Origin of the sequence: Prosthecobacter sp. (assembly GCF_044232965.1) — a bacterium.
Classification (GTDB): domain Bacteria; phylum Verrucomicrobiota; class Verrucomicrobiia; order Verrucomicrobiales; family Verrucomicrobiaceae; genus Prosthecobacter.
The window spans coordinates 1-21,847 of sequence record NZ_JBIIKX010000060.1; the positions used below are offsets into that span (position 1 = coordinate 1).

The 21,847-nt window shown below is 60.4% G+C and carries 21 protein-coding genes; 14 read left to right on the forward strand and 7 right to left on the reverse strand.

Annotation, left to right across the window (positions count from 1 at the left end; genetic code table 11):
* The coding region (locus ACILSI_RS20265) for an alpha/beta hydrolase fold domain-containing protein (protein ID WP_395723733.1) at positions 1 to 723 on the forward strand (723 nt) is incomplete at its 5' end.
* 7 nt (positions 724 to 730) lie between these two features.
* On the opposite strand, the gene ACILSI_RS20270 is transcribed toward ACILSI_RS20265, so the two are convergent.
* Positions 731 to 1,093 carry a hypothetical protein gene (locus tag ACILSI_RS20270; protein WP_395723734.1) on the reverse strand — a complete coding sequence of 121 codons (363 nt, stop codon included), beginning with the start codon at positions 1,091 to 1,093 and terminating at the stop codon, positions 731 to 733.
* Between the two features lie 114 nt (positions 1,094 to 1,207).
* Between ACILSI_RS20270 and mutS the strand changes: the two genes are divergently transcribed.
* The 4 genes from mutS to ACILSI_RS20290 all read left to right on the forward strand — a co-directional run bounded on the left by mutS (position 1,208) and on the right by ACILSI_RS20290 (position 7,200).
* On the forward strand, positions 1,208 to 3,724 hold the full coding sequence (mutS, locus tag ACILSI_RS20275) for a DNA mismatch repair protein MutS (protein ID WP_395723735.1): 2,517 nt from the start codon (positions 1,208 to 1,210) through the stop codon (positions 3,722 to 3,724).
* A 37-nt stretch (positions 3,725 to 3,761) separates the two neighbouring features.
* Positions 3,762 to 4,553: an FRG domain-containing protein gene (locus ACILSI_RS20280; protein ID WP_395723736.1), complete on the forward strand. Its 792-nt coding sequence runs from the start codon at positions 3,762 to 3,764 to the stop codon at positions 4,551 to 4,553.
* Positions 4,554 to 4,757: 204 nt separating this feature from the next.
* The gene (locus ACILSI_RS20285) at positions 4,758 to 5,573 is read left to right on the forward strand and encodes a GxxExxY protein (protein WP_395723737.1); all 816 of its coding nucleotides are present in this window, start codon (positions 4,758 to 4,760) and stop codon (positions 5,571 to 5,573) included.
* A 217-nt stretch (positions 5,574 to 5,790) separates the two neighbouring features.
* Positions 5,791 to 7,200, forward strand: a complete 1,410-nt coding sequence (locus ACILSI_RS20290) for a DUF1501 domain-containing protein (protein ID WP_395723738.1) — start codon at positions 5,791 to 5,793, stop codon at positions 7,198 to 7,200.
* A gap of 15 nt (positions 7,201 to 7,215) precedes the next feature.
* On the opposite strand, the gene ACILSI_RS20295 is transcribed toward ACILSI_RS20290, so the two are convergent.
* From ACILSI_RS20295 to ACILSI_RS20310, 4 genes are all read right to left on the reverse strand, one after another.
* Entirely contained in the window at positions 7,216 to 7,425 is a 210-nt protein-coding gene (locus ACILSI_RS20295) for a hypothetical protein (RefSeq protein WP_395723739.1), read from the reverse strand.
* A 365-nt stretch (positions 7,426 to 7,790) separates the two neighbouring features.
* Positions 7,791 to 8,816, reverse strand: coding sequence for an SPFH domain-containing protein (locus ACILSI_RS20300; RefSeq protein ID WP_395723740.1), 1,026 nt, complete (start codon positions 8,814 to 8,816; stop codon positions 7,791 to 7,793).
* 38 nt (positions 8,817 to 8,854) lie between these two features.
* On the reverse strand, positions 8,855 to 9,250 hold the full coding sequence (locus tag ACILSI_RS20305; RefSeq protein ID WP_395723741.1) for a hypothetical protein: 396 nt from the start codon (positions 9,248 to 9,250) through the stop codon (positions 8,855 to 8,857).
* Positions 9,247 to 9,768 carry an O-acetyl-ADP-ribose deacetylase gene (locus tag ACILSI_RS20310; RefSeq protein ID WP_395723742.1) on the reverse strand — a complete coding sequence of 174 codons (522 nt, stop codon included), beginning with the start codon at positions 9,766 to 9,768 and terminating at the stop codon, positions 9,247 to 9,249. Before ACILSI_RS20310 ends, ACILSI_RS20305 begins: the two co-directional genes overlap by 4 nt.
* A gap of 113 nt (positions 9,769 to 9,881) precedes the next feature.
* Between ACILSI_RS20310 and ACILSI_RS20315 the strand changes: the two genes are divergently transcribed.
* Positions 9,882 to 10,907, forward strand: a complete 1,026-nt coding sequence (locus ACILSI_RS20315) for an aspartate-semialdehyde dehydrogenase (RefSeq protein ID WP_395723743.1) — start codon at positions 9,882 to 9,884, stop codon at positions 10,905 to 10,907.
* A gap of 12 nt (positions 10,908 to 10,919) precedes the next feature.
* Here the strand turns inward: ACILSI_RS20315 and ACILSI_RS20320 are convergent, their stop codons facing one another.
* Both ACILSI_RS20320 and ACILSI_RS20325 read right to left on the reverse strand, forming a co-directional pair.
* On the reverse strand, positions 10,920 to 11,744 hold the full coding sequence (locus ACILSI_RS20320) for a hypothetical protein (protein WP_395723744.1): 825 nt from the start codon (positions 11,742 to 11,744) through the stop codon (positions 10,920 to 10,922).
* 184 nt (positions 11,745 to 11,928) lie between these two features.
* Positions 11,929 to 13,449: a porin gene (locus ACILSI_RS20325; RefSeq protein WP_395723745.1), complete on the reverse strand. Its 1,521-nt coding sequence runs from the start codon at positions 13,447 to 13,449 to the stop codon at positions 11,929 to 11,931.
* Between the two features lie 206 nt (positions 13,450 to 13,655).
* Between ACILSI_RS20325 and ACILSI_RS20330 the strand changes: the two genes are divergently transcribed.
* The 8 genes from ACILSI_RS20330 (at position 13,656) to ACILSI_RS20365 (ending at position 21,775) form a co-directional block, all read left to right on the forward strand.
* Positions 13,656 to 14,462 (forward strand): PstS family phosphate ABC transporter substrate-binding protein, encoded by an 807-nt coding sequence (locus ACILSI_RS20330; protein ID WP_395723746.1) that lies wholly within the window; start codon positions 13,656 to 13,658, stop codon positions 14,460 to 14,462.
* A 129-nt stretch (positions 14,463 to 14,591) separates the two neighbouring features.
* A complete protein-coding gene (pstC, locus tag ACILSI_RS20335) occupies positions 14,592 to 16,496 on the forward strand; it encodes a phosphate ABC transporter permease subunit PstC (protein WP_395723747.1) in 1,905 nt (634 codons plus the stop codon).
* Positions 16,493 to 17,674 (forward strand): phosphate ABC transporter permease PstA, encoded by a 1,182-nt coding sequence (gene pstA, locus ACILSI_RS20340; RefSeq protein ID WP_395723748.1) that lies wholly within the window; start codon positions 16,493 to 16,495, stop codon positions 17,672 to 17,674. The genes pstC and pstA overlap by 4 nt, the downstream gene beginning before the upstream one ends.
* Before the next feature lie 14 nt (positions 17,675 to 17,688).
* Positions 17,689 to 18,477 (forward strand): phosphate ABC transporter ATP-binding protein PstB, encoded by a 789-nt coding sequence (pstB, locus tag ACILSI_RS20345; protein ID WP_395723749.1) that lies wholly within the window; start codon positions 17,689 to 17,691, stop codon positions 18,475 to 18,477.
* A 1-nt stretch (position 18,478) separates the two neighbouring features.
* Positions 18,479 to 19,267 (forward strand): phosphate ABC transporter ATP-binding protein PstB, encoded by a 789-nt coding sequence (pstB, locus tag ACILSI_RS20350; protein WP_395723750.1) that lies wholly within the window; start codon positions 18,479 to 18,481, stop codon positions 19,265 to 19,267.
* A gap of 50 nt (positions 19,268 to 19,317) precedes the next feature.
* Positions 19,318 to 20,055, forward strand: coding sequence for a type III pantothenate kinase (locus ACILSI_RS20355; protein WP_395723751.1), 738 nt, complete (start codon positions 19,318 to 19,320; stop codon positions 20,053 to 20,055).
* A gap of 31 nt (positions 20,056 to 20,086) precedes the next feature.
* Positions 20,087 to 20,755 (forward strand): hypothetical protein, encoded by a 669-nt coding sequence (locus ACILSI_RS20360; protein WP_395723752.1) that lies wholly within the window; start codon positions 20,087 to 20,089, stop codon positions 20,753 to 20,755.
* 81 nt (positions 20,756 to 20,836) lie between these two features.
* Complete coding sequence (locus tag ACILSI_RS20365) at positions 20,837 to 21,775, forward strand: ROK family protein (protein ID WP_395723753.1); 939 nt, start codon at positions 20,837 to 20,839, stop codon at positions 21,773 to 21,775.
* The last annotated feature ends 72 nt before the right edge of the window (positions 21,776 to 21,847 follow it).

The window sequence follows — 21,847 nt, forward strand, 5'->3', positions numbered from 1 at the left end:
GATGCCGAAGGAACCTGGCCATGCATCCTCGACATCCACGGCGGCGGCTGGAAAGCACGTCAGGTCGAGGCCGACAAACCAATGATGGAACGCCTCGCGCAACGCGGCTTCGTCACCGCACTCGTGAGCTACCGTTTGAGCACTGAAGCCAAATACCCGGCTGCCATCCACGACTGCAAAGCCGCGCTGCGTTGCCTGCGAGCCCACGCAAAGGAATTGAAGCTCGATCCCGAACGCATCGGTTGCATGGGCGGCTCTGCGGGTGGTCATCTCTCCGGTTTGACCGCGATGACGACCGGCCTCGCCGAATTCGAAGGTGAAGGCCCGTTCAAAGACCAGTCCAGCAGCGTGAAAGCCTGCATCGTCATGGCCGCCACGCAGGACCTCATCGCCGCCAACACGGGAAAGAAGAATGAAGGCGCTGTTCTCTTCTTCGGAGCCAGTGCCGACGAAAAACCAGATCTCTACAAAGCAGCGTCACCCATCACACACGTTCGCGCCGGAGTTCCGCCCACAATCTTCATCGAAGGTGAAAAAGACTCGCTCAAAATCGGCCGTGCCGAGATGATGGAGAAATTGAAGGCCCTCGGCATCGAGACCGCCGTGCATACGCTCAAAGACGCCCCGCATCCCTTCTGGATGAGCGATCCCTGGTGCGCCGAGACGGTTGAAATCGCCGCCGCTTTCTTCAAAAAGCACCTCGGCGAGCCGGTGACGAAGTAAGCCACGCTTACTTCGTCGGCTTCGGCAGCGCCTGCACCAGCAGGCTGTAAAACTCGTTCTCCTCGGGCGTTTCGCCATCGCTTTTGAGGATGCTCTTCACCACGCCGAGCACTTCCTTCTGCGCCGCCTTCGTGGTGAAGACCTGTGCCTTCTCATTGATGTAATCAAACATCGCGTCATCGCTCTCCGCCGCTTCCCGGGCGCGTGCAAACGACTCCTCGATGAACAGGCTCTTCGGATACTCCGAATCCCAGCCCTCCGCGATAAAGGCCGACTCCACCAGCCTCTCCTCCGTCAGCGAAACATGCGCGTCGGCATAGATCGAGAGGGTGAGCAAATCAAAGAGGGCTTCGCGATTTTTCTGGGTCATAAAATCATTTTGGCAGGAACCCCGCGCACGATCAAGCCTCACTTCCTGTGACTCACATCTTGCCCGCAATCTTGACTCCTTGACCTGCCAGACAACCTCTTGACCATCACGCCCATGTCCGACGCCGCCACCACTCCCATGATGAAGCAATACCTCGCCATCCGGCGGGAGCTTCCTGAGGATGTGCTGCTGTTTTTCCGGCTGGGTGACTTTTATGAGCTGTTCTTCGAGGATGCGAAGACCGCCTCGCCCATCCTCAATGTGGCGCTCACGAAACGAAACGGCGTGCCCATGTGCGGCGTGCCGCATCACTCGTCGCAGGGCTACATCGCGAAGCTCATCAAAGGTGGCAAACGCGTCGCCATCGCTGAGCAGACGACTGATCCGGTGCCGGGGAAAATCGTCGAGCGGGCCGTGTCGCAGATCCTCAGCGCGGGCACCATCAACGATCTCAACCTACTCGACTCGAACCGCCCGAACTACCTCGCCGCCGTGTTCCGCGAAGGCAAAAAATTCGGCCTCGCTTATGTCGATCATACCACTGGCGAGTTCGAGGTCGCCGAGTTCAAGGACACCACCGAGCTCGCCGACGAGTTGGAGCGCCTCCAGGCCAGCGAGTTGCTCTTCAGCGACAGTCAGCGCGATGTGATCGACGCCCTTGGCAGCCCTAGCAGCGCGCAGCCCATCGAAAGCTACCTCTTCCTGCTCGATCAGGCGCAGCACAGCCTCACGCAGCATTTCAAAGTGCAGTCGCTCGATGGTTTCGGCTGCACCGGGATGAACGCCGCCATCTGCGCCGCCGGCTGCATCCTGCAATACCTGCAGTTCCAGCTCCGCCGCAGTGTCGATCACATCCAGCGCCTTCGCGTCGGCCAAACCAACGACGTCGTGCTCATCGACGCCGCCAGCCAGAGTCACCTCGAACTCGTCACCGCCCGTGGCGGCACGCAGCACACGCTTTTGAGCGCCCTCGACCGCACCTGCACGCCCATGGGTGCCCGCAAACTGCGCCACTGGGTGTTGCATCCACTGCGTGATCTCGATGCCCTCACGCAGCGCCAAGATATGATCGCCGCGCTGATTGATGAACCGATTTTGCTCGGCCAAATCCGCACCCTGCTCAAAGAAGTCCGCGATCTGGAGCGCACCAGCTCCCGCCTCAGCCAAGGCAGCGGCAACGGCCGTGATTTGCAGGCGCTCGCGGTTTCGTTGGAGGTCGTACCTTCACTCAAAACACTCTTGTCTGAATCGGATGAAGAGTCAGGCACCGCTGAACTTCGTTACGCTCTCAGTCGCCGCCTCCACGACCTCACCCCCATCTGTCAGGAAATCCAACGCGCTATCTGCGACGAGCCGCCGATGCAGATCAAAGAAGGCGGCGTCTTCCGCGAAGGCTGGCTGCCCGCACTCGACGAACTGCGCAACGCCACCACGCTCGGTCGTCAGTGGATCGCCGATCTGCAAAACCGCGAGATCGAGCGCACGGGCATCAAGAGCCTCAAGATCAAATACAACGCCGTCTTCGGTTACTTCATCGAGATCACCAAGGCGAACGTCGGCAGCGTGCCCGCCGACTACCACCGCAAGCAGACCACCGTCAACGGCGAGCGCTACATCACCGACGAGTTGAAGCGTATGGAGGACAAAATTCTCGGCAGCGAGGAGCGCAGCAAAGCGCTCGAATACGAGCAGTTCATCGAGCTGCGCAGCCGCGTCTTGGAGCACCTCGCGCACATCCAGGAAACCGCGGAAGCCATCGCCGTGCTTGATTCACTCGGCTCGCTCGCCGAGACCGCTCGGCTTTTCAATTACACGCGCCCTGTGCTCAATGAGACGCGGAATCTTTTCATCCGCGATGGTCGCCATCCCGTGCTCGATCAGAATCTGACCAGCGGCGAGCGCTTCGTGCCGAACGACGTCACTTTGGAGCCCGAGGAAAGCCGCCTCATCCTCATCACCGGCCCGAACATGGCCGGTAAGAGCACGTATCTGAGAATGACCGCGCTGCTCACGCTCATGGCGCAGATTGGCAGCTTCCTGCCCGCCGCCAGCGCGGAGATCGGCCTCGTCGATCGCATCTTCACCCGCATCGGCGCCAGCGACGACATCGCACGCGGCCAGAGCACCTTCATGGTCGAGATGAACGAAACCGCGCTCATCCTCAACAACGCCACCGAGCGCAGCCTCGTCATCCTCGACGAGATCGGCCGCGGCACGTCCACCTTCGACGGCCTCAGCATCGCCTGGAGCGTCGCCGAGCACCTGCACGACCACATCGGTGCGCGCTGCCTCTTCGCCACGCACTACCACGAGATCACCGCGCTCGCGCAAAGCCGCAGCGCCGTGAAGAACTACAACGTCGCCGTGAAGGAGTGGAACCAGCAGATCATCTTCCTCCGCAAGATCCTCCCCGGCTGCGCCGAAAAAAGCTACGGCATCCAAGTCGCCCGCCTCGCCGGCCTGCCTGAAAACGTCATCGCCCGAGCCAAAGAAGTCCTCCAGCAACTCGAAGCCGGCCACCAGCCCGCCGAGAGCGTCAAAGAAGTCCCCGTGGCGACAAGCGTGCCCGCCAAGACGCGGAAGAAGCCGCGCAGCGATGAGGACGCAGGGCAGATGAGTTTGTTTGGGTGATTCCAACCGAATCGATGATCGAGTACATTCTTTATCAATGATTATTCCCCCTACCTCCTTTGTTACCCTTGGGCAATTCCTTCACAACATCACGCTTGATCACGACCTAGGTCTTGGGTGGGTTTTTCGTGGTCAGAGCGATTGTTCAAAACCTCTGCTACCAAAGGCAGGTCGAGAGGAGTACTACTGCCGAGCGACTAGTTACTGGAAGAATAGAAGGCAGTCTTCTAGCGATCTCGGTCGCTTCAAGGAGTTGCGTGATCAAGCGGTGGCAATATCCAACGAGCTTCCAGGCAACGACTTCGAGTGTCTTGCGTACGCACAACATTACGGTTTAGCGACCCGGCTGCTTGATTGGACCGATAACCCTCTTGTAGCGCTGTTCTTCTCCGCAGAACAGGCTCACGACATCGATGGCGCTGTCTTTTTCTATTTGCCCAGCATTTACGTAGATGCTCAAACGGCCGCCTTGGATAGCTTTGATGTTGTAGCGCTATACCGACCGCGACCATTTGATCGCCGAATCGCAGCTCAAGGTGGCGTCTTCACGTATCATCCCAACCCACTTGCACCGTTAGAGCCAACTGAAATTCCGCAAAACCAGCGTGTTTGGATCGACGATTTGGAGCGCGAAGTGCCACAGGGTATGAATTTGAGAGCCGTTCGAGTGGAAGCGAAGCTAAAGCCACTTCTACTTCGAGAGTTGGCTAAGGTGGGTATTTCCCGCAGAACTCTATTCCCAGATTTAGAGGGACTATCTAGCCATATTAACTGGGAAACAAACGGCATCGCAGACCGCCAGCGAAGGCCGGATGATACTGGGAAATGACGTCAGGCTGCAACTGGCTGACAAACGACCACTCGGATTGCTTCCATCGTGGTTCGGTGTGCTGCTTCGATTTGTCTTTTCGACTCTTTCGCCATGACAGCCACCCAGCATTTTAACACCGCAGAGGTTAGAAGACCGCAGAGATGAAATTTGAAATGGTATTCTCTGCGGTCTTCTGATCTCTTGCGGTGTGAAATTCTGTGCATGAAAACCCAGCATGAAAACCTCGGCTCGGATCTGACCGGGCAAGTCATCGGCGCGGCGATTGCCGTGCATCGGGAGTTCGGGCCGGGGCTGGATGAGGCGGATTACGAACGCGCGCTGCATCTGGAGCTGATGGCGATGGGCATCGAACACGAATGCCAGGTGCCTCTGCCGCTGATCTACAAAGGCACGAAGCTGGACTGCGGCTACCGCATGGACCTCGTCGTCGCGGGCTGGCTGCTGTTGGAGCTCAAAGCAGTCGATAAACTGCATCCACTGCATGAAGCACAACTCATTACCTACCTGCGGCTGGCGCGGCTCAAGCTCGGGCTGCTCATGAACTTTGGCAGTCTCGTGCTGCGGGATGGAATCGTCCGCCGAGCCAACAGCAGTTCGCCATTGCCCACGCCGCGTCTCCCAACCTCCACCAGTGAGGCGATGGATGATCTCTCCTACGAGGTCATTGATGCTGCGCTCGAAGTGCAACATCTTCTCGGCCAAGGTCTGCTCCGCAGTGCTTACGAGGCAGCCTTGGCTCATGAGATGAAGCTGCGAGGCTTGAGAATCGAGCAAAGACTTCCCGCCAACCTGCTCTACCGCGAACAACTCATCCCCAGCGCCAAAGAAATCCCGCTGGTGGTCGAAGGTCGACTCATGATCGCCAGCGTCTGCGCAAAGAAGATCGAGCCGATCCACCTTGCCCGTCAGCGCTCATTGCTCAAAGCCGCAAGAATCGAAGAAGGGATCTGTCTCAACTTCCACGCTGAGTCCATGGCTGCGGAGGTCAAACGCTTCTCTGTGCCTTCCAAGCCGTAAACACCGCAGAGTTTAGAAGACCGCAGAGAAATCCATTTTGGTATTCTCTGCGGTCTTCTTACCTCTCGTGGTGCAATCAACACCGTCCCTGCGATGCGGTCTTTCCGTACCGGGATGAGAAATCCGGGCCGGTGCCGCCGTAGTTCTCCGGCCTCGGAGTCTGTGCGGGGCATGCTGCCTGCGGCAACATCCCGTTCATCCCAAACAGCCACTGTTTATGAATCTCCTCCCGAGTTCGCGTCGCCGGTTTCTTCAAGCCGGTGGCATCGGCGCTCTGAACCTCGCCATTCCAGGACTGGTCGTCGGGAAGGACAAGCTGGACGCCGCAGGCAAGGCGGTGGCCTCGAAGAAGCGCTGCATCTTTCTGTTGCTGTGCGGCGGCCCGAGCCAGATCGACACATGGGACCTGAAGCCGGACGCGCCGTCCGAGATTCGTGGCCCCTACAAGCCGATCCGCACCAAGGTGCCGGGTATGCACTTGAGCGAACTGCACCCGATGCTCGCGAAGGTGACCGATCACTTCTGCCTCATCCGCTCGATGACGCACCCAGGACCGATCAGCAATCACTTCGACGCGATGCACAACCTGCTCAGCGGGCAGTTGATCGAACGCGTCAAGCAGGGCGAGCCCGACGGCCTGCCCTATCTCGGTTCCGTGGTGGCGAAGCATCTGCCGAGCGAGGAGAATCTCGTCTCCAACGCCTGGCTCATCAAATGCGTGGGTCAGCCGGTCTTCTGTGCGCCGAACATCGGCTCCGGCGGCTACCTCGGCTCCGCGCACGCGCCGGTGTTCATCGGTTCCGCTGACAACCATCCTGCGATGCCGAATTTCCAGCCACCGGAGATTTATAACATGGGCGATCCCGAGCGTCTGTGGGAACGGCGCAAACTGCTCGCCGATCTCGAATCCAAGCTCCTCGCGGACAATCCGCAGGGCAAGGATTGGAACGAATTGCGCGAGAAAGCCTACGACTCCATGACCCGACCGGAAGGCAGGAAGGCTTTTGATTTGAAGGACGAGCCGCTGGCCGTGCGCGAGCGCTACGGCATGCACCCGCTCGGTCAGAATCTTCTGCTCGCCCGGCGCATGGTGGAGGCGGGCGTGCGCTTCATCACGGTGAATGGCTGGGTCGGTGCCGCGCCGGATGAAAAAGGCGGCGGGCCGCCCAGCTCAAGCTGGGACATGCACGGCGGCAACATGGGCATGGGCAACGCCTTCGGTGGCGGCTCCTACGGCATGAACTTCTGCCTGCCACGTCTCGACCAGGCGCTCTCCGCGCTCCTCACCGATCTCAAGCAGCGCGGCCTGCTCGAAGACACGCTCGTTGTCGCCGTCGGCGAATTCGGACGCACGCCGATCATCCTGACCAAGGGGCCTCCCGGACGCCAGCACTGGCCGAAGTGCTTCTCCGCCATCGTCGCCGGTTGCGGCATTCGCGGCGGTGCCATCTACGGCGAGTCCGACAAAACGGCCTCCGCTCCAATAAGCGATCCCGTGACCGTTCAGGATCTCCACGCCACTGTGCTCCATGCTCTGGGCGTGCCCCTGAACGACCTCGGCATGAACACCGGCCTCTCCCGCCCGCCCTTCTCCACCGGCAAGCCGGTCCTGGGACTGTTTGGGTAAGTCTGGGATCACCGCCTACCGCCGGATCGACCGATCTACCAGGTTCTCATAGATCTTGCGGCGTTCGTCCAGGCCGAGGCCTTGATTGCGATAGCCGAACATGGTGCGGTTGATGTCCTCGCGCTGAGAGGTGCTCAGGCGTGAAAGCTTGGCCACCATCTCCGGCGGCGGCGCTTTCGGGTAGCCTTCCTTGTAGTTCACGGCGGCGTTTTTCGCCTCGTCCATCTGGGCTGTGCTCAAAGGCGGGGAGTTACCACCCGAACCACCGCTGGAACCGCTGGAGCCACCACAGCCTGTGGTTGCCCGGACGATTTTTTTGGCGACTGCTGGTGGCGGACGGTGATGACCTGCCCTCCCGGGAAATGACGTCAGGCTGCAAACTTGCTCAAGCCCAGAGCGGATGCCTCCGCCACGCTGCCGGAAGTCCCGTCTCGGGGAGAGATTTCGGGGGCTTCGTCGAACCTGCCCCCCGAGGCGATGTTTCCACGGCGAAGCCGGACTGGCCTTGCCGAGCCAGTGACGGCAGACGGTGAACACCGCCGATCAGACATCCCAATCTCCGCGTTCTCCCGGCCTCTGCGGTGCAAAATTCATTTCTTCGATCCTGGATTCGCCAGCAGCTCGCTGAGCAGGTCCGGCGAGATGTTCAGATTGCCGATCTTGTCCGCCTTGGCGGCCAGTTCCTGGAAGGCGAAGGCGATGAGCTGCTGCGGCTTCATGCCGGAGGTCGCCAGCGCCTGCAACACGCTCGCGTCCGCGCTCGAGAGCGCCTGCATGGTGGTCGAGATGCCGTAGGCGCGGGTGTCCGACTCCGACCGCGCGTTCTCCGCCGCCAGCGCCACCAGCTTCTTGCGCTCTTGCTCGAGTCCGATGTTCGTTTCGAGCTGCGCGCGCTCCAGTTGCGCCTGTTTCTCCTGCACGGCCTTCTCCGCGTCCATCTGCGTCTCGCGGATCTGCCGTTTCTTGTTCTCCACGGCGATCTCCGTGTTCAGTTCGTTCTCCTTGATCGCGCGCTCCTGTTCGACGGCGGCGTTGCGACGCATGAAAATGGCCTCGTCCGCGCCCTTGAGGAGCTGTTCTCGTGTCTCGGCCTCCAAAGCGCGCGCTGTCTCCGGCGTGGGCTTGATCGCCAGCAGAGAAAGTCCCAGCACCTCCAGCCCCAGTGCGGCAAGCTCCGCAGAAGTGCCAAGCTGGCCGCGAATCGCCGTCACGAGCGGCTCCGAGGCCCGCAAGGCCTGACGCAGCGGCAGTTTCTCGATCTCCGCTCGCGCCAGTACATGCACGAGGTTGATCACGCGCTGCGGCAGCTTCTCCGGGTCTTCCGAGGCATAACCGCGACCGTTCGCTGCCAGCGTGAAGTCCATCAGGCCCGCGACCTTCTTCGGCTCCGCGATGCGGTAGGTGATCTGCCCCTGGAGGCTCACGCTTTGATAATCCACCGTCTGCTCCTCAAAGATGAACGGCACATCCGTGCTCCCCACCGGCACCGCGACGAGCGAGGTCGTGGGCGAGTAGTAAAAGAACGAAATCCCCGCGCCTTCGCGGACGATTTTGCCACCGCTGTGTTGAATGACATGCGTGGTGGGAGGGATCTTGATGAATCGAAGGCCGAACATGTGTGAGGAGGAGTGGAGGGTGGATGTGACGTGGAAAGTCAGAGCATGCCGTTCAAGAACTCATTCAGGCGCGGATTCATTCGCCGGGCCAAAATGCCGTGATACCAGGGTGAGCGCAATTGCAGCCACACAACGAACAGCGTCATCGGCGTCTGCATGATCAGGGGTGACAGCCAGCCGGTGTGGCCTGCGGCCAGATGAATTCCGACCATCATCACAAAAGCCGCCGCCCAGGACAGCTCCAGCCGCCACCACACCCGGAACACATTGCAGAAGAGGAAGAAATGCCCCACGACCATCGGCACGATCCACCACAGCGGAAAATCCTGCGCCCTGAGCCAGAACGTGAGACCGAGGCCCAGCAGCAGGATCAAAGCATCCCAGAAGGACACACGGAATCCGTGACGGCGAGGTGGTGGAGGCGCGTGAGTCATGGCTGGCTCGTGCCGCCTCCGATCAGGGTTTCGTAGCGCCGCCGGTCCTGGTCCGAGAAGCAGCAGAAGATCACGCGTTGGATGGATGAAGGATTGTTCATGAACTGAACCACTGTCTTCACGGCAATGGCCGCCGCGTCATCCGCCGGGTAGCCATACACACCGGTCGAGATGCACGGAAAGGCGATGCTTTGCAGTCCGTGTTCTGCGGCAAGCTTCAGCGAGTTCCGATAGCACGACCGCAACAACTCCGCTTCCCCATTGCCGCCGCCACGGAAGACAGGCCCCACGGTGTGGATGACATGCCTCGCCGTGAGGCGGTAACCCTGCGTGATCTTCGCCTCGCCAGTGCGACAGCCGTTTAAAGTCATGCATTCCGCGACCAGTTCATGCCCGGCGGCCCGATGAATCGCCCCGTCCACGCCTCCACCGCCCATCAGCGAAGTGTTGGCCGCATTCACGATGGCATCCACGTCGAGCGTGGTGATGTCCGCGAGGATGGCCTCCAGGGTGATCATGGTAGCTGATTTCAGCCGTTGAAAGGCTTTCAGGCAAGCGCCTTTCCCGCCCTTGCATCCGGCCCGCCTGCCCGTAGTATCGCGGCCCTTTTTAACCCCCCAACCCTGATACCATGAGCACCCTGAAGAACGTCGCCATCGTCGGAGCCACGGGCGCTGTGGGCGCGGAGATGATCCGTTGCCTCGAACAGCGCCAGTTCCCCGTCGGCCAGCTTACCCTCCTCGCCTCCGCACGCAGCGCCGGGAAGAAGCTGAAGTTCAAGGGTGAAGACATCACGATTCAGGAACTCACGCCGGATTCATTCAAGGGCATCGACATCGCGCTGTTCAGCGCTGGTGGTGGCATCTCGCGTGATTTTGCGCCGCATGCCGTCAAAGCGGGCGCGGTGGTCGTGGACAACTCCTCCTACTTCCGCCAGGATCCGAACACGCCGCTCGTGGTGCCGGAAATCAACGCCGCCGACGTGAAACTGCACAAGGGCATCATCGCGAACCCGAACTGCACCACCGCGATCTCGCTGATGGCGTTGTATCCGTTGCACCAGGCCTTTGGTGTGAAGCGCATCTTTGCCTCCAGCTACCAGGCTGTCTCCGGCACCGGAGCGCAGGCCATCGAAGAGCTGGCGAACCAATCCCGCGAGTGGGCCAGCCAAAACCGCGCCTGGGACGCCGCAAAGCTCGACAGCAAGCCGCACGTCTATCCGCACCAGATCGCCTTCAACGCCATCCCGCAGGTCGATAGCTTCCTCGACAGCGGCTACACGAAGGAAGAGATGAAGATGGAGAACGAAGGCCGCAAGATCATGCACCACGACAAGTTCCGCGCTTCCGTGACCTGCGTGCGCATCCCCGTCTTCCGTGCCCACAGCATCGCTATCAGCGCCGAGTTTGAAAAGCCCGTCACGGTCGAAGCCGCGCGTGAAGTGCTCAGCAAGGCTCCAGGTCTCGACATCCTCGACGATCCGGCGAACAAGGTCTATCCGCTCGCCCTCGACATCGCCGGTCGCGACAACTGCGCCGTCGGCCGCCTCCGCATGGACTGCGCTCTCGACAACGGCCTGGCCTTCTGGGTCGTGGGTGACCAGCTCCTCAAAGGAGCCGCGCTGAACGCGGTGCAGATCGCGGAGTGCCTGCTGTGAGCCTTTCGCGGCTCACACCCGGATCATGTCCTTCAGCACCTGCCAGTAGAGGAAGATGCAGCCGCGCCAGGAGTAGCGGAACTCGCCGTTGCCGGTGGGTTCGATGACGCCGGCATTGATGTTGTGGTCGATCTGGGCGCTCATGTCCCGCTCGATGTAGGCGTGGAGGAATTCTGTGTCCTGGAGCGCGAGGTTTTCGTCCCCGACGCCCTGGCTGTGAACAAAATCCTCGTGACGGGCCAGCAGATCCTCAAAGGAGGCGGCGTGCGTGTAGCGGTTCAGCCTTTGTTTGGGCGAGTGCTTCATCGTGGCGGCGAAGGGGTAGTTCGTCGTCGTGAAAGTGGTGCCGTCCTTGGTCCGGGTGGTAAGGCTGACGTAGGAAAAGCCAAAATCTCCCTGCTGAGCGAGGGCGATCGCGGCCTGCGTGCGCTGCTCCGCATGATAAAAGAGGCGCATGAAGTGGTCGGTCTGGCTCCACTTCCAGCCAGTGTCTCCCACCTCGGTGAAGCCCGCGTCTTCGGCCTCGCGGCTCAGGTCGTCCAGTTCGGGAAAAATCTCGCGGGAAGGCGGGAAGCGATGCTTGATCTCGCTTTTGATGGGGAAGCGCAGCTTGCGCACGCGGAAGATGATCTCCAGCCAGGGCATCATGAACCACGCGCCGATGAAAATGCCGCCGCCAACGTGTGTGCCGGTCAGGAAATAGCCGCTGAGGTAGGAGGCGGCCAGCAGTGAGAGCCAGCCGAGCTTCTGAATGAAGCGGTTGTCAAAACTGCGGCAGGCAATGGCGAACACGACCGCCGCCGCGACGTAAAAAATCTGCTGGAGAAGGGTGTCCATGGAGGCCGCAGAGCTGTCTGCGAGGGCCGAGAGTAGAGGATAACCTTCCGCGAATCAACTCTGCATCCTGCCTGTCCCGCCCCTGTCGAAAAACAATCAGGCCGGGCACACCTCGCAGTGTGCCCGGCCCTTTTGCCAACCTGACCATGCATGAAGACGGTGGCGTGAGAGACTCACGCCGCCGTTAGAAATTGATCTGCGCCTGGATTCCGAGGTAGGAGTAATTCACGTCGCGGTAACGGGCACCGGCACCGGCGGGGTTGTCCGTCGTGTTCGTGCGTGTGCCCTGGGAGTACATGAGTGTCAGCTCCAGTTCGGGGTAGGGGATGTATTCCAAGCCGACGGCGAATTCATCGACATTGGTTTTCGGCGCATTGGTGGCGAATTTGCGGGCCCCGTCGAAATGCTGCCAGCGGACAAACGGAAGCAGTTCCGACTGGTTTGGGAAGACGTGGCGGTACACCGCCTGCACGAAGCCGCCGTTCAGAGACGCGCTGCTGATGGTGCGCAGATCGTCGCTGAGCTGCGGGCCCTCGCCCCAGGTCCACTCGGCTTCCAGGCCGAAGGGCTGCGGATAGAGGATGGCATTGATGGCCGTGCGGGTGTCCTTCACGCCACCGCCGCCGATGACCGTAGGGGCGGCAAACGCACCCATCGCGGCCGTGGTTGGGACGTACCGGCCGCTGTAGTAGCTGGCACCGACTTCGAGGATCTGCCCGTTGTCGAACTGGAAAGGCCACGCCATGCGGGCGATGTAGTGCATGTCCCCGTTTTGGTCGGCGTTGTTGATGCCCTGGCCGTTGAAGACACCCACATTAAACACACCGTAGTCGCCTGAGCCGCGCAGGCCCGCCTTTACGAGATCTTTGAAGCGGTTGCGGATCTCATACGGTGCCCAAATGAAGTAGGCCCCGATGTCGCGCTCGCCTTCGACAGCGGAGTTAAGCGCGTCCGGACGCTCCAAAGCATAGCGGTTCTGGGAGGATTGCAGATTGGAGAAGCCATACGGCACCTTGGACAGGCCCAGACGCACGCGGAACTCACGGGCGGGGTCCAGTGACACATCCGCGTACACGTCTCGTGCCTGCAGCGCGTTCACGCCGCCCACACCTGCCATGTAGTCGGACTGGAGGTAAAGATAGACGTGATCCGTGACATCACCGCTGAGGATGAGGCGTCCGCGGCGGATACCCATGCTCTGGGTGTCGCTCACGAAGGCGTCGTTGGGCTGGTGGACGCCCGGCCTGTCGCCATCGCCGATGAGACCAATGAAGCGGTTCTGAATGTAACCACGCACCTTGATGCGCTCATACCACTTGTCGGAAAGCAAGGCATCGAGGTCGGTCTTGCTCATCGTGGAAGGGGAGGTGTTGTCACTCACACGGGAGAGCTCTTCCACCTGGCCCTTGGTGTTCATAAGCGTCGATTCGAGGTTCTCGACCTTCGATTCGGCCTGCTCCAGGCGTTGCACGATGGCCGGGGAAGAAGTCGTTTTCGCCACTTTCGGCTCATTCCGCTCCTCATCCTTCATCGTTTGCACGAGCAGGTCATACTCATCGGCTGTGATCGAGCCTTTCTGCTTCAGAATGTAGAACAGCTTCTCCATCGCCGGACTGGCCGTGAGAGTGGGAGGTAGCAGCGTGGCGAAGGCCAAAAAGGTGGCAAAGGCCCGCCAGAGGCCGTGAGAGGGTGTGATGCGTTTCATTGGGTGACGATGTTGTTGCGGAAAGACGGCCCCATGGCCGATGGCCGAGCTTTTTAGTCGATTCCGTCACAGAATGCCCATTCATGTTTGGTGACGTTTCCGTCACGTTTCCACCTCAGGGGCTCATGTGACGGTTTCGTCACATTTGACAACTTTCACGATTCACGAGACGCAGCACTCTCCGACACCCCGTCTATTCCAACTCCATGAAAAGCACACTCCTCGCCCTGACCCTCGTCATCGCATCCTCCCTCGCCGCCCAAGCTCAGACCACGCTCCGCATCCGTGGTTCCGACACGCTGGGCGCCAAGCTTGTTCCCGCACTTGCGGAAGGCTTCAAGAAGCAAGGCGGCAAGGTCAGCTTCGACATCGCCGCCGAAGGCTCCTCCACCGCCTTCACCAATCTCGCCGCCGGCACCGCCGAGATCGGCATGTCCTCCCGCAAGATCAAGGCTGACGAGCGCACGCTCTGCCGCAGCAAGGGCATCGACATCAACGAGATCGAGATCGCCTGGGACATGATCACCGTCGTGGTGAACAAGAACAACCCCGTCGCCGACCTCAAAAAGAAGCAAATCATGCAGATCTTCGCCGGTGATATCAAGGACTGGAGCGAAGTCGGCGGCACCCCCGGCCCGATCTCCGTTTACACCCGCAACACCTCCTCCGGCACCTACAAGGACTTCATGACCATGGCCATGAAAGGCCGCGAATACGGCTCCAACAGCCAGAAAATGGCCGGCAACGAGCAGATCGTCTCCGAAGTGGCCTCCAACGCGAACGGCATCGGTTACATCGGCTATGCTTACGCTGGTGCCAAAGGCATCAAAGTCGTCTCCATCGACGGCGCTTCGCCCAACCCTGCCGCCGTGAAGAGCTACGTGCTTGCCCGCCCCACCTTCCTCTACACGAATGGCGAGCCCACCGGCACCACCAAGGAGTTCATCGACTTCTGCCGCAGCCCTGCTGGAGCCGCCATCATCACCAAGGCCGGCTTCGTGCTCGTGAACTAAGTGAAACAATCGTTGGTTGACCCTTCTTAAAATCCGGCGATGGAGAAAATGGCTTCTCTTCGCCGGATTCTTGTTTAGAGGGCTGAAATAACCTGCATGGACAGTTCTGAGTCACCCTCTCGGCCCCCGTTGCGCACCCTGCTCGTCAGGAACCGCAAACGCACCGTGCTGGGAATGGATCCTCAACAGATCATCAAGTATTTCTTTGGCTTGAACGCCAGCACCGCCGTCATCGTGCTGGTGCTCATCATGATCTTCCTCCTGCGCGAGGGCATCGACTTCCTGCCCACCTATCGCAACGAACTCGTCACCTACCGTCGCGCCGGTCTTGAGTTCTGTGACATCATCGACAAGCCGCTCAAGGAGCACCAGTCGCTCTCCAGCAGTCTGCGTCAGTCGGTGAGCGGTTCGCTCGACACCCTTGGCAAAACCGCCCGCGACCGCCGTGACGCCGCGTTTCTCCTCAAAAACCAGGCCGAGGAAAAAGCCACGCAGCAGCGCGAAACACTCGAACAGGCTCTGGAGCAAACCCCGCCGCCTGCCGCTGACAAACTCGACATCCTGCGCCGCGAGCAGCAAAAAGCCGCCGCAGATGCCGCTGCATCGCTGGTTTACCCTGATCTTTTCACCGCTGCGGAAAAACAACAGATTCAGACTGAGTTCGCCGCGCTCACGCCCGAAGTCACCGATCTCCCGCCTTTCCTGCAAACCCTCGCTGCCGACTTCACCGCCAAAGATCGCGAAGCACGCACGAAATTCGAAGCGCTCGTCACCGCTCAGGAGGAATTCGAAGAAGCACCGGAAAGTCTGCAAGAAGTGCTCGATGAACTCAAAGAGCATGCCCAGGAGACCAAGGAGAAGGCTGATGAATTCCACGTTCTTGAAACCAACCGTCAGCGCCTCCTTGAAGCCGCCGCCAAGGCAAAAAATGCTGATGAAAAAGCCAGTCTCACCGAGGAAGCCGAGGCATCCGTCGCCGAACCGGTGAATTTAGAAGAACGAACCAAAGAACTCACCGCCCGCGCCGGTGAATTGCGCGAGCAGCTCGAAATCTACGTCAAAGCCGCCGAAAAAGCCTCCGCCTCGCTTCCTCAGGAGGCTGGAACACCCGCCGCCACGGCCATGCTCGCCGAAGTGCGCGCCAAACTGCCCGTGCATGTGAAGGAAATGCGCAAAGCCGCTGCAAACCTCGACCAATGGCGTTCGGACAAGCCCGTTTCGATGATCAGCGTCATCGCCGCGTTCTTCTTCGGCTCCCAGTGGATCACGAACAGCTCCTGGCAGGACTTCTTCGGCTTCGTGCCGCTGCTGACGGGTTCTCTCGTCATCGCACTCATCGCCATTCTCATCGCCACGCCGATCAGCGTCATTGCTGCCATCTACACGAACCAGTTCGCCTCCGAGCGCGAAAAGGAGATCATCAAACCCATCATCGAGTTCATCCAGGCCATACCGTCTGTCGTGCTCGGCTTCATCGGCATTTCGCTCGTGGGCAATTTGATCAAGGACTTCAGCGAAGTGAGCTGGCTGCAATGGGTGCCCGGCTTCCCGATCCAGGAACGCCTTAATATGTTCAACGCGGGCTGCCTGCTCGCCTTTATGGCCGTGCCCACGATGTTCAGCCTCTCCGAAGACGCGCTCAACAACGTGCCACGTGCCTACATCGACGCCTCCGACGCCTTGGGAGCCACGAAACTGCAAACCGTCTTCCGCGTCATCGTGCCGGCGGGCATCTCCGGCATTCTCTCTGCCATCCTGCTCGGTCTGGGCCGTGTGATCGGTGAAACGATGGTCGTGCTGCTCGTCGCGGGGAACCGTATCGCCATTCCCGACTTCAGCGCCGGTCCCGGCGTCATTTTCCAGCCCGCGCACACGCTCACCGGCATCATCGCGCAGGAACTTGGCGAAGTATCGCGCGGCAGCTCGCACTGGCAGGCGTTGTTCATGGTCGGCATCGTTCTCTTTGCCATCTCGCTGCTCGTCAACTGGTGCGCCCGTGCCGTGGCCCGCCGCTTCGAACCCCACAAGGCATGAACCCCGTCCCCACCGCCGAAAATCCCTTCGCTGGCGACAACTCCGGCATCCAGAAGCGCGAGACCGCCGCGCGCTGGGCCTTGCGCGTGGGCAGCTACATCGTGGTGATCATCACGCTGGCGATCATGCTGCACATCTTCATCAAAGGCGCGCCCGTCACGTTCCAGTCGAAGTGGCCATTTGTGAACACGCAGTTCCTCACCGAGCTGCCATCCCAGCTTCACGTCATCGAGGACAAGCAGGGCAATCATTACGAAACCGGCGTGAACGGCGCCGACGCCATCAAAAAGAAGCTCGGCGACAACTTCCGCTCCGAAAAAACCATCGCCTACTCCGGTGGTGGCATCCTGGGGCCGATTGTTGGTACCGCGTTGCTCGTCATCGTCAGTGTCGGCGTCGCGTTGTTCCTCGGCGTCGCCTGCGCGATTTATCTGAGTGAGTATGCGAAGCACGGCAAATTTCTCGAACTCGTGCGCCTGGCTATTTTGAACCTCGCGGGTGTTCCCTCCGTCGTTTTCGGCCTCTTCGGCCTCGGAGCCTTCGTTTTGACCGCTCCGGTGTTTGTCGATGTGCCGGCGGATCGCTCCGTCTTCGCCATTCCACTCGGCTTCACCACGCTCAGCTTCGAAGGCTGGGACACCTGCGTGCTGTCAGGCGGTTTCACACTCGCCTTCGTCATCCTGCCCGTCATCATCACCGCCAGCGAGCAGTGCCTTCAAGCGGTGCCGCAGGGGTTCCGCGAGACTTCGATGGCACTCGGCGCCACGCGCTGGCAGACGATTCGTTACAGCGTGCTGCCTTTCGCCACGCCCGGCATTTTGACCTCCAGCATCCTCGGCATCGCTCGTGCGGCCGGTGAGACGGCCCCGATCATGTTCACCGCCGCGCTGGCCTTCAAAGACAAGCTGCCCTGGCAGAAAGACTTGCCGCCGCTGCCTGCGGACGCGTCCATCTTCGCGCATTGGGAGCAGAGCGTGTCACGCTTCCTCGGCATCTTCACCGAGTCCGTCCAGGCGCTGCCGTATCACATCTACACCCTCGCCGCCAAGATCCCACAAAACGAATACTCGGAGCGTGCGCAATACGGCTCCGTCTTTGTGTTCCTCGTTCTCGTCGCTTCTTTGGCCGCCAGTTCGGTGCTGTTGCGCAAACGTCTGCGCGCCAAGTATCGCTGGTAACCGTCCCGCCTCTCATGTCTGCCGATTCCACCGCCAAAACCACGCCACCGCCTGTCGTTCAGGTGCGTGACATGGATTTTTGCTACGGTGCCAGCCCTGCGCTCTTTGACATCAACCTGAAGGTCAAATACCACCGCGTCACCGCGCTCATCGGCCCCTCCGGCTGCGGCAAGAGCACGCTGCTACGCTGCATCAACCGCATGAACGACCGTGTGCCCAGCGCTCGCGTCACGAAGGGCGAAGTGCTCGTGAAAGGCAAAAACATCCACGACGCTGATGTCGATCTCACGCAATTGCGCAAGCAGGTCGGCATGGTCTTCCAGAAGTCGAACCCCTTCCCGAAGAGCATCTACGAGAACGTCGCCTACGGCCTGCGCATCCACGGCGAGAAGAACAAAAACGTGCTTGATGAGGCCGTCGAACGCTCGCTACGCCACGCCGCGCTGTGGGAGGAATTGAAGGATCGACTCAACGCCAACGCCCTCGCCCTCTCCGGCGGCCAGCAGCAGCGCCTTTGCATCGCCCGCGCCATCGCCACGCTGCCGGATGTGCTGCTTATGGACGAACCCTGCTCCGCGCTCGATCCCATCTCGACGCTCAAAATCGAAGAGCTCATGCATCAGCTCGCCAAAGAGTTCACCGTGGTCATCGTCACACACAACATGCAGCAGGCCGTGCGTGTCTCGGATTACACCGCCTTCCTCCACCTCGGCAAGCTTGTCGAATTTGCCCCAACGGAAGAGCTCTTCACCAATCCCCGCGAAAAACTGACGGAGTCTTATCTCCGTGGCACCTTCAGTTGACATGGCGTCCGTAACTCCAGCCCCAGTCTCCGAAGAGCCGCTCATCCAGGTGGAGAAGTTCAACTATGCCTATGGCGACCACCAGGTGCTGTTCGATGTTGATTTGAACATGCACAGCAAAGACGTGATGGCGCTCATCGGCCCGTCTGGCTGCGGCAAAAGCACGCTCATTCGTTCCATCAATCGCATCAACGACCTCGTTGAGTCCGCCCGCGTCGTCAGCGGCAGCATCAAGATCGATGGCGTCGATTTGTACGCGCCCAACGTCGATGTCATCAATCTGCGCCGCAATGTCGGCATGGTGTTCCAGAAGTACAATCCCTTCCCGCGCTCCATCTTTGAAAACGCCGTCTATGGCCTGCGAGTCGCCGGCATCAAGGACCGCCACGACCTCGAAGAAGCTGCCGAACGCAGCCTCAAATCCGCCGCGTTGTGGGATGAGGTCAAAGACCGCCTTCACGAGATGGCCACTGGCCTCTCCGGCGGGCAGCAGCAGCGTTTGTGCATCGCCCGTGCCATCGCCTTGCAGCCGCGCATCCTGCTGATGGACGAGCCCTGCGCCGCGCTCGATCCCATCGCCACCGCGCGCATTGAGGAGCTGATCCTGCAACTGCGCGGCCAGTACACCTTCGTCATCGTCACGCACAACATGGAGCAGGCCAAGCGTATCGCCGACCGCACCGCATTCTTCTACAAAGGCAAGCTGATCGAGGAGGATGAGACAATGACCATCTTCAACCACCCGAACGATCCTCTGACCGAGTCCTACATCACCGGTCGTCTGGCGTGAGTTCCTTGTTCGTGTGGTTGCAATGCGGAGGTCACGTCTCATTTTGAGCGATGCATCAGCGTCAAAGACTGCTCATCGACGTCGGCAACGGCCGCACCAAGTTCGGCCTCGCCACCAGCGAGACCATCCTCGAACGTCGTGAGCATGCCACGCGCGAGCTTTCTCCCGATGCCGTGCGCGAAGTCACCCGTGGCTGGGAATTCGACGGAGCCGTGATTTGCAGCGTCGTGCCGAAGGCTGTTCCCGCCTTTCGTGAAGTTTACGGCCCGCAACTCATCGAACTGCGGCACGACACGAACATGGGCATCGGCATCCGCTATCCGAAGCCCGAAAGCATCGGCCCGGACCGCCTCGCCAACGCCGTGGCCCTCGCGCACATGCACGGCGCTCCCGGCATCGTCATCGACTTCGGCACTGCCGTGACTTTTGACATTCTCAGCGCCGACAAGTTCTACATCGGCGGCGTCATTGCTCCTGGGCTGCGTTTGATGACCGATTACCTCCACGAACGCACCGCACTTCTTCCCCGCGTCGATTTGCGCGAGCCCGCCAGTGCCATCGGCCAATCGACCGAACAAGCCATCCTCGCCGGAGCCGCCATTGGTTACCGTGGCATGGTCAAAGGCATCCTGGAGGCCCTGAAAAAGGAACTCGGCAGCAAAGACGCCCACATCGTCGCCACCGGCGGCGATGCGGAGTGGATCATCTCCGGGATGAGCGAACGCATCGTCGTGGACCCGGATTTGACCTTGCACGGACTGCGCATCGTCGGAAACCAGCATTCTTGACGTGGCACCCAAACTTGGATTGGATCGACGAATGCACGAAGATGCGCCACCCATCCTCGGACAGCCAGCCAGAAGAGGCTCACGTTCCATCGTTCCATGGCTGGTGGTTGCGTCTCCGCTTCTTGTCCTGCCGTTGGCAGAATATTTCACTGTGGGCCCGACTGGCACGTGGCTTTTGGTGATGCTGCCTGGGCTGATTGTGCTGCCAGCCCTTGTGGCGTTCGTCTTTGTCTTCGTCGGACCATTTCTCCTTCTCTCACCTCGGCTCCGCCTCAAGGCGCTACGCCGTTGGGGGCTGTGTCTGATCTTCGTGGCATCCACTATCGCAGGGGGCCGCATGGCTAGAGAAATCCGGAACGATGCCTTTCACAGGCTGACGCAACGCAGCAGCGATCTTGTGGCGGCGATCAAACATTTTGAAAGAGTCAAAGGCGTACCACCACCGGGCTTGGATGCGCTCGTCCCCGAGTTCCTGAAGGCTGTCCCCGGCACAGGCATGGCGGCGTATCCGGCCTATCGTTACCGCACCGGAGACGATGCCAGACGTTTTGCCCAAAACCCCTGGGTGCTTTGGGTGTCCACTCCAAGCGGAGGGGTTAACTTCGATGAGTTCATGTATTTCCCTCTTCAGAACTACCCGCAAAGAGGATATGGCGGATCGCTGCAACGAATCGGTGATTGGGCGTACCTGCACGAGTAGCAGTTTCCCGCCGCCCCGATTTGACCTTGCACGGGCTGCGTTTGGTGGGCAATCTCCGCGCCCCGCTCTGAGCGGGTTGATATGGCTGACTCCGCAAAAACCTCCATCGGCATCGACTTCGGCGGCACCTCCGTGAAACTCGGCGTGTGCCGGGGTGATGAACTCCTCGTCATCGACGAACCCATCCCCACCGCGAACTTCCATGGCCCTGCCGCGCTCATCGGTGAGATGGCGGCCCGCGTCGCGAAGCTTCAAAAGAAATACCCGGACATCTGCGCCATCGGTGTTGGCGTTCCCGGCCTCGTCGATTTCGATCACGGCTTCGTGCATGAGCTGACGAACGTTCCCGGCTGGAAGCATGTGCCGCTCAAGGCCATCCTTAGCGAAAAAACTGGGCTGCCCGTGCTAGTCGAGAACGATGCGAACGCGATGGCCTACGCCGAGTTTCGTTACGGTGCCGCACGCGGCCTCAAAAACGTCATCGGCCTCACGATGGGCACCGGCATCGGCGGTGGTGTCGTGTTGGATGGCAAAATGTTCCGTGGCAGCGGCTTTGTGGCGGGTGAGATCGGTCAGATGAGCATTCATTTCGACGGCAAACCCGGTCACTACGGCAATCTGGGCGCGCTGGAGAAATACACCGGCAATCAGCAGATCGCCGAGCACGCCGTGCAGCGCTATGCTGAGGCCGGGATCGAAAAAGACATCGCCGACTGCACGCCGAAGAAGATCGCCGATGCCGCGCAGGCCGGTGACGACATCGCGCGTCAAATTTGGGGCGAAGTGGCCGACTGGCTCGGCACCGCCATCGCCAGCATCGCGTGGCTGCTCAATCCTGACGCTTTTGTCATCGGCGGTGGCGTCGCGCAGGCCGGTGACCTGATCTTTGGACCGCTCAAGCGCAAGGTGCAGAGCATGCTCAGCACCGTCGTCTGGGAGCGCCTGCAAATCCTGCCCGCCCGCTTCAGCAACGAAGCCGGCATCATCGGCAACGCCGCTCTCGCCGCGGACGCGGTTTAAAGTGGTCCGCACAGTCCTCTGTGCGGCGCTCCGCGATCACATGTGGCTCTCTTGCAGCCTGAAAGCGGCCTA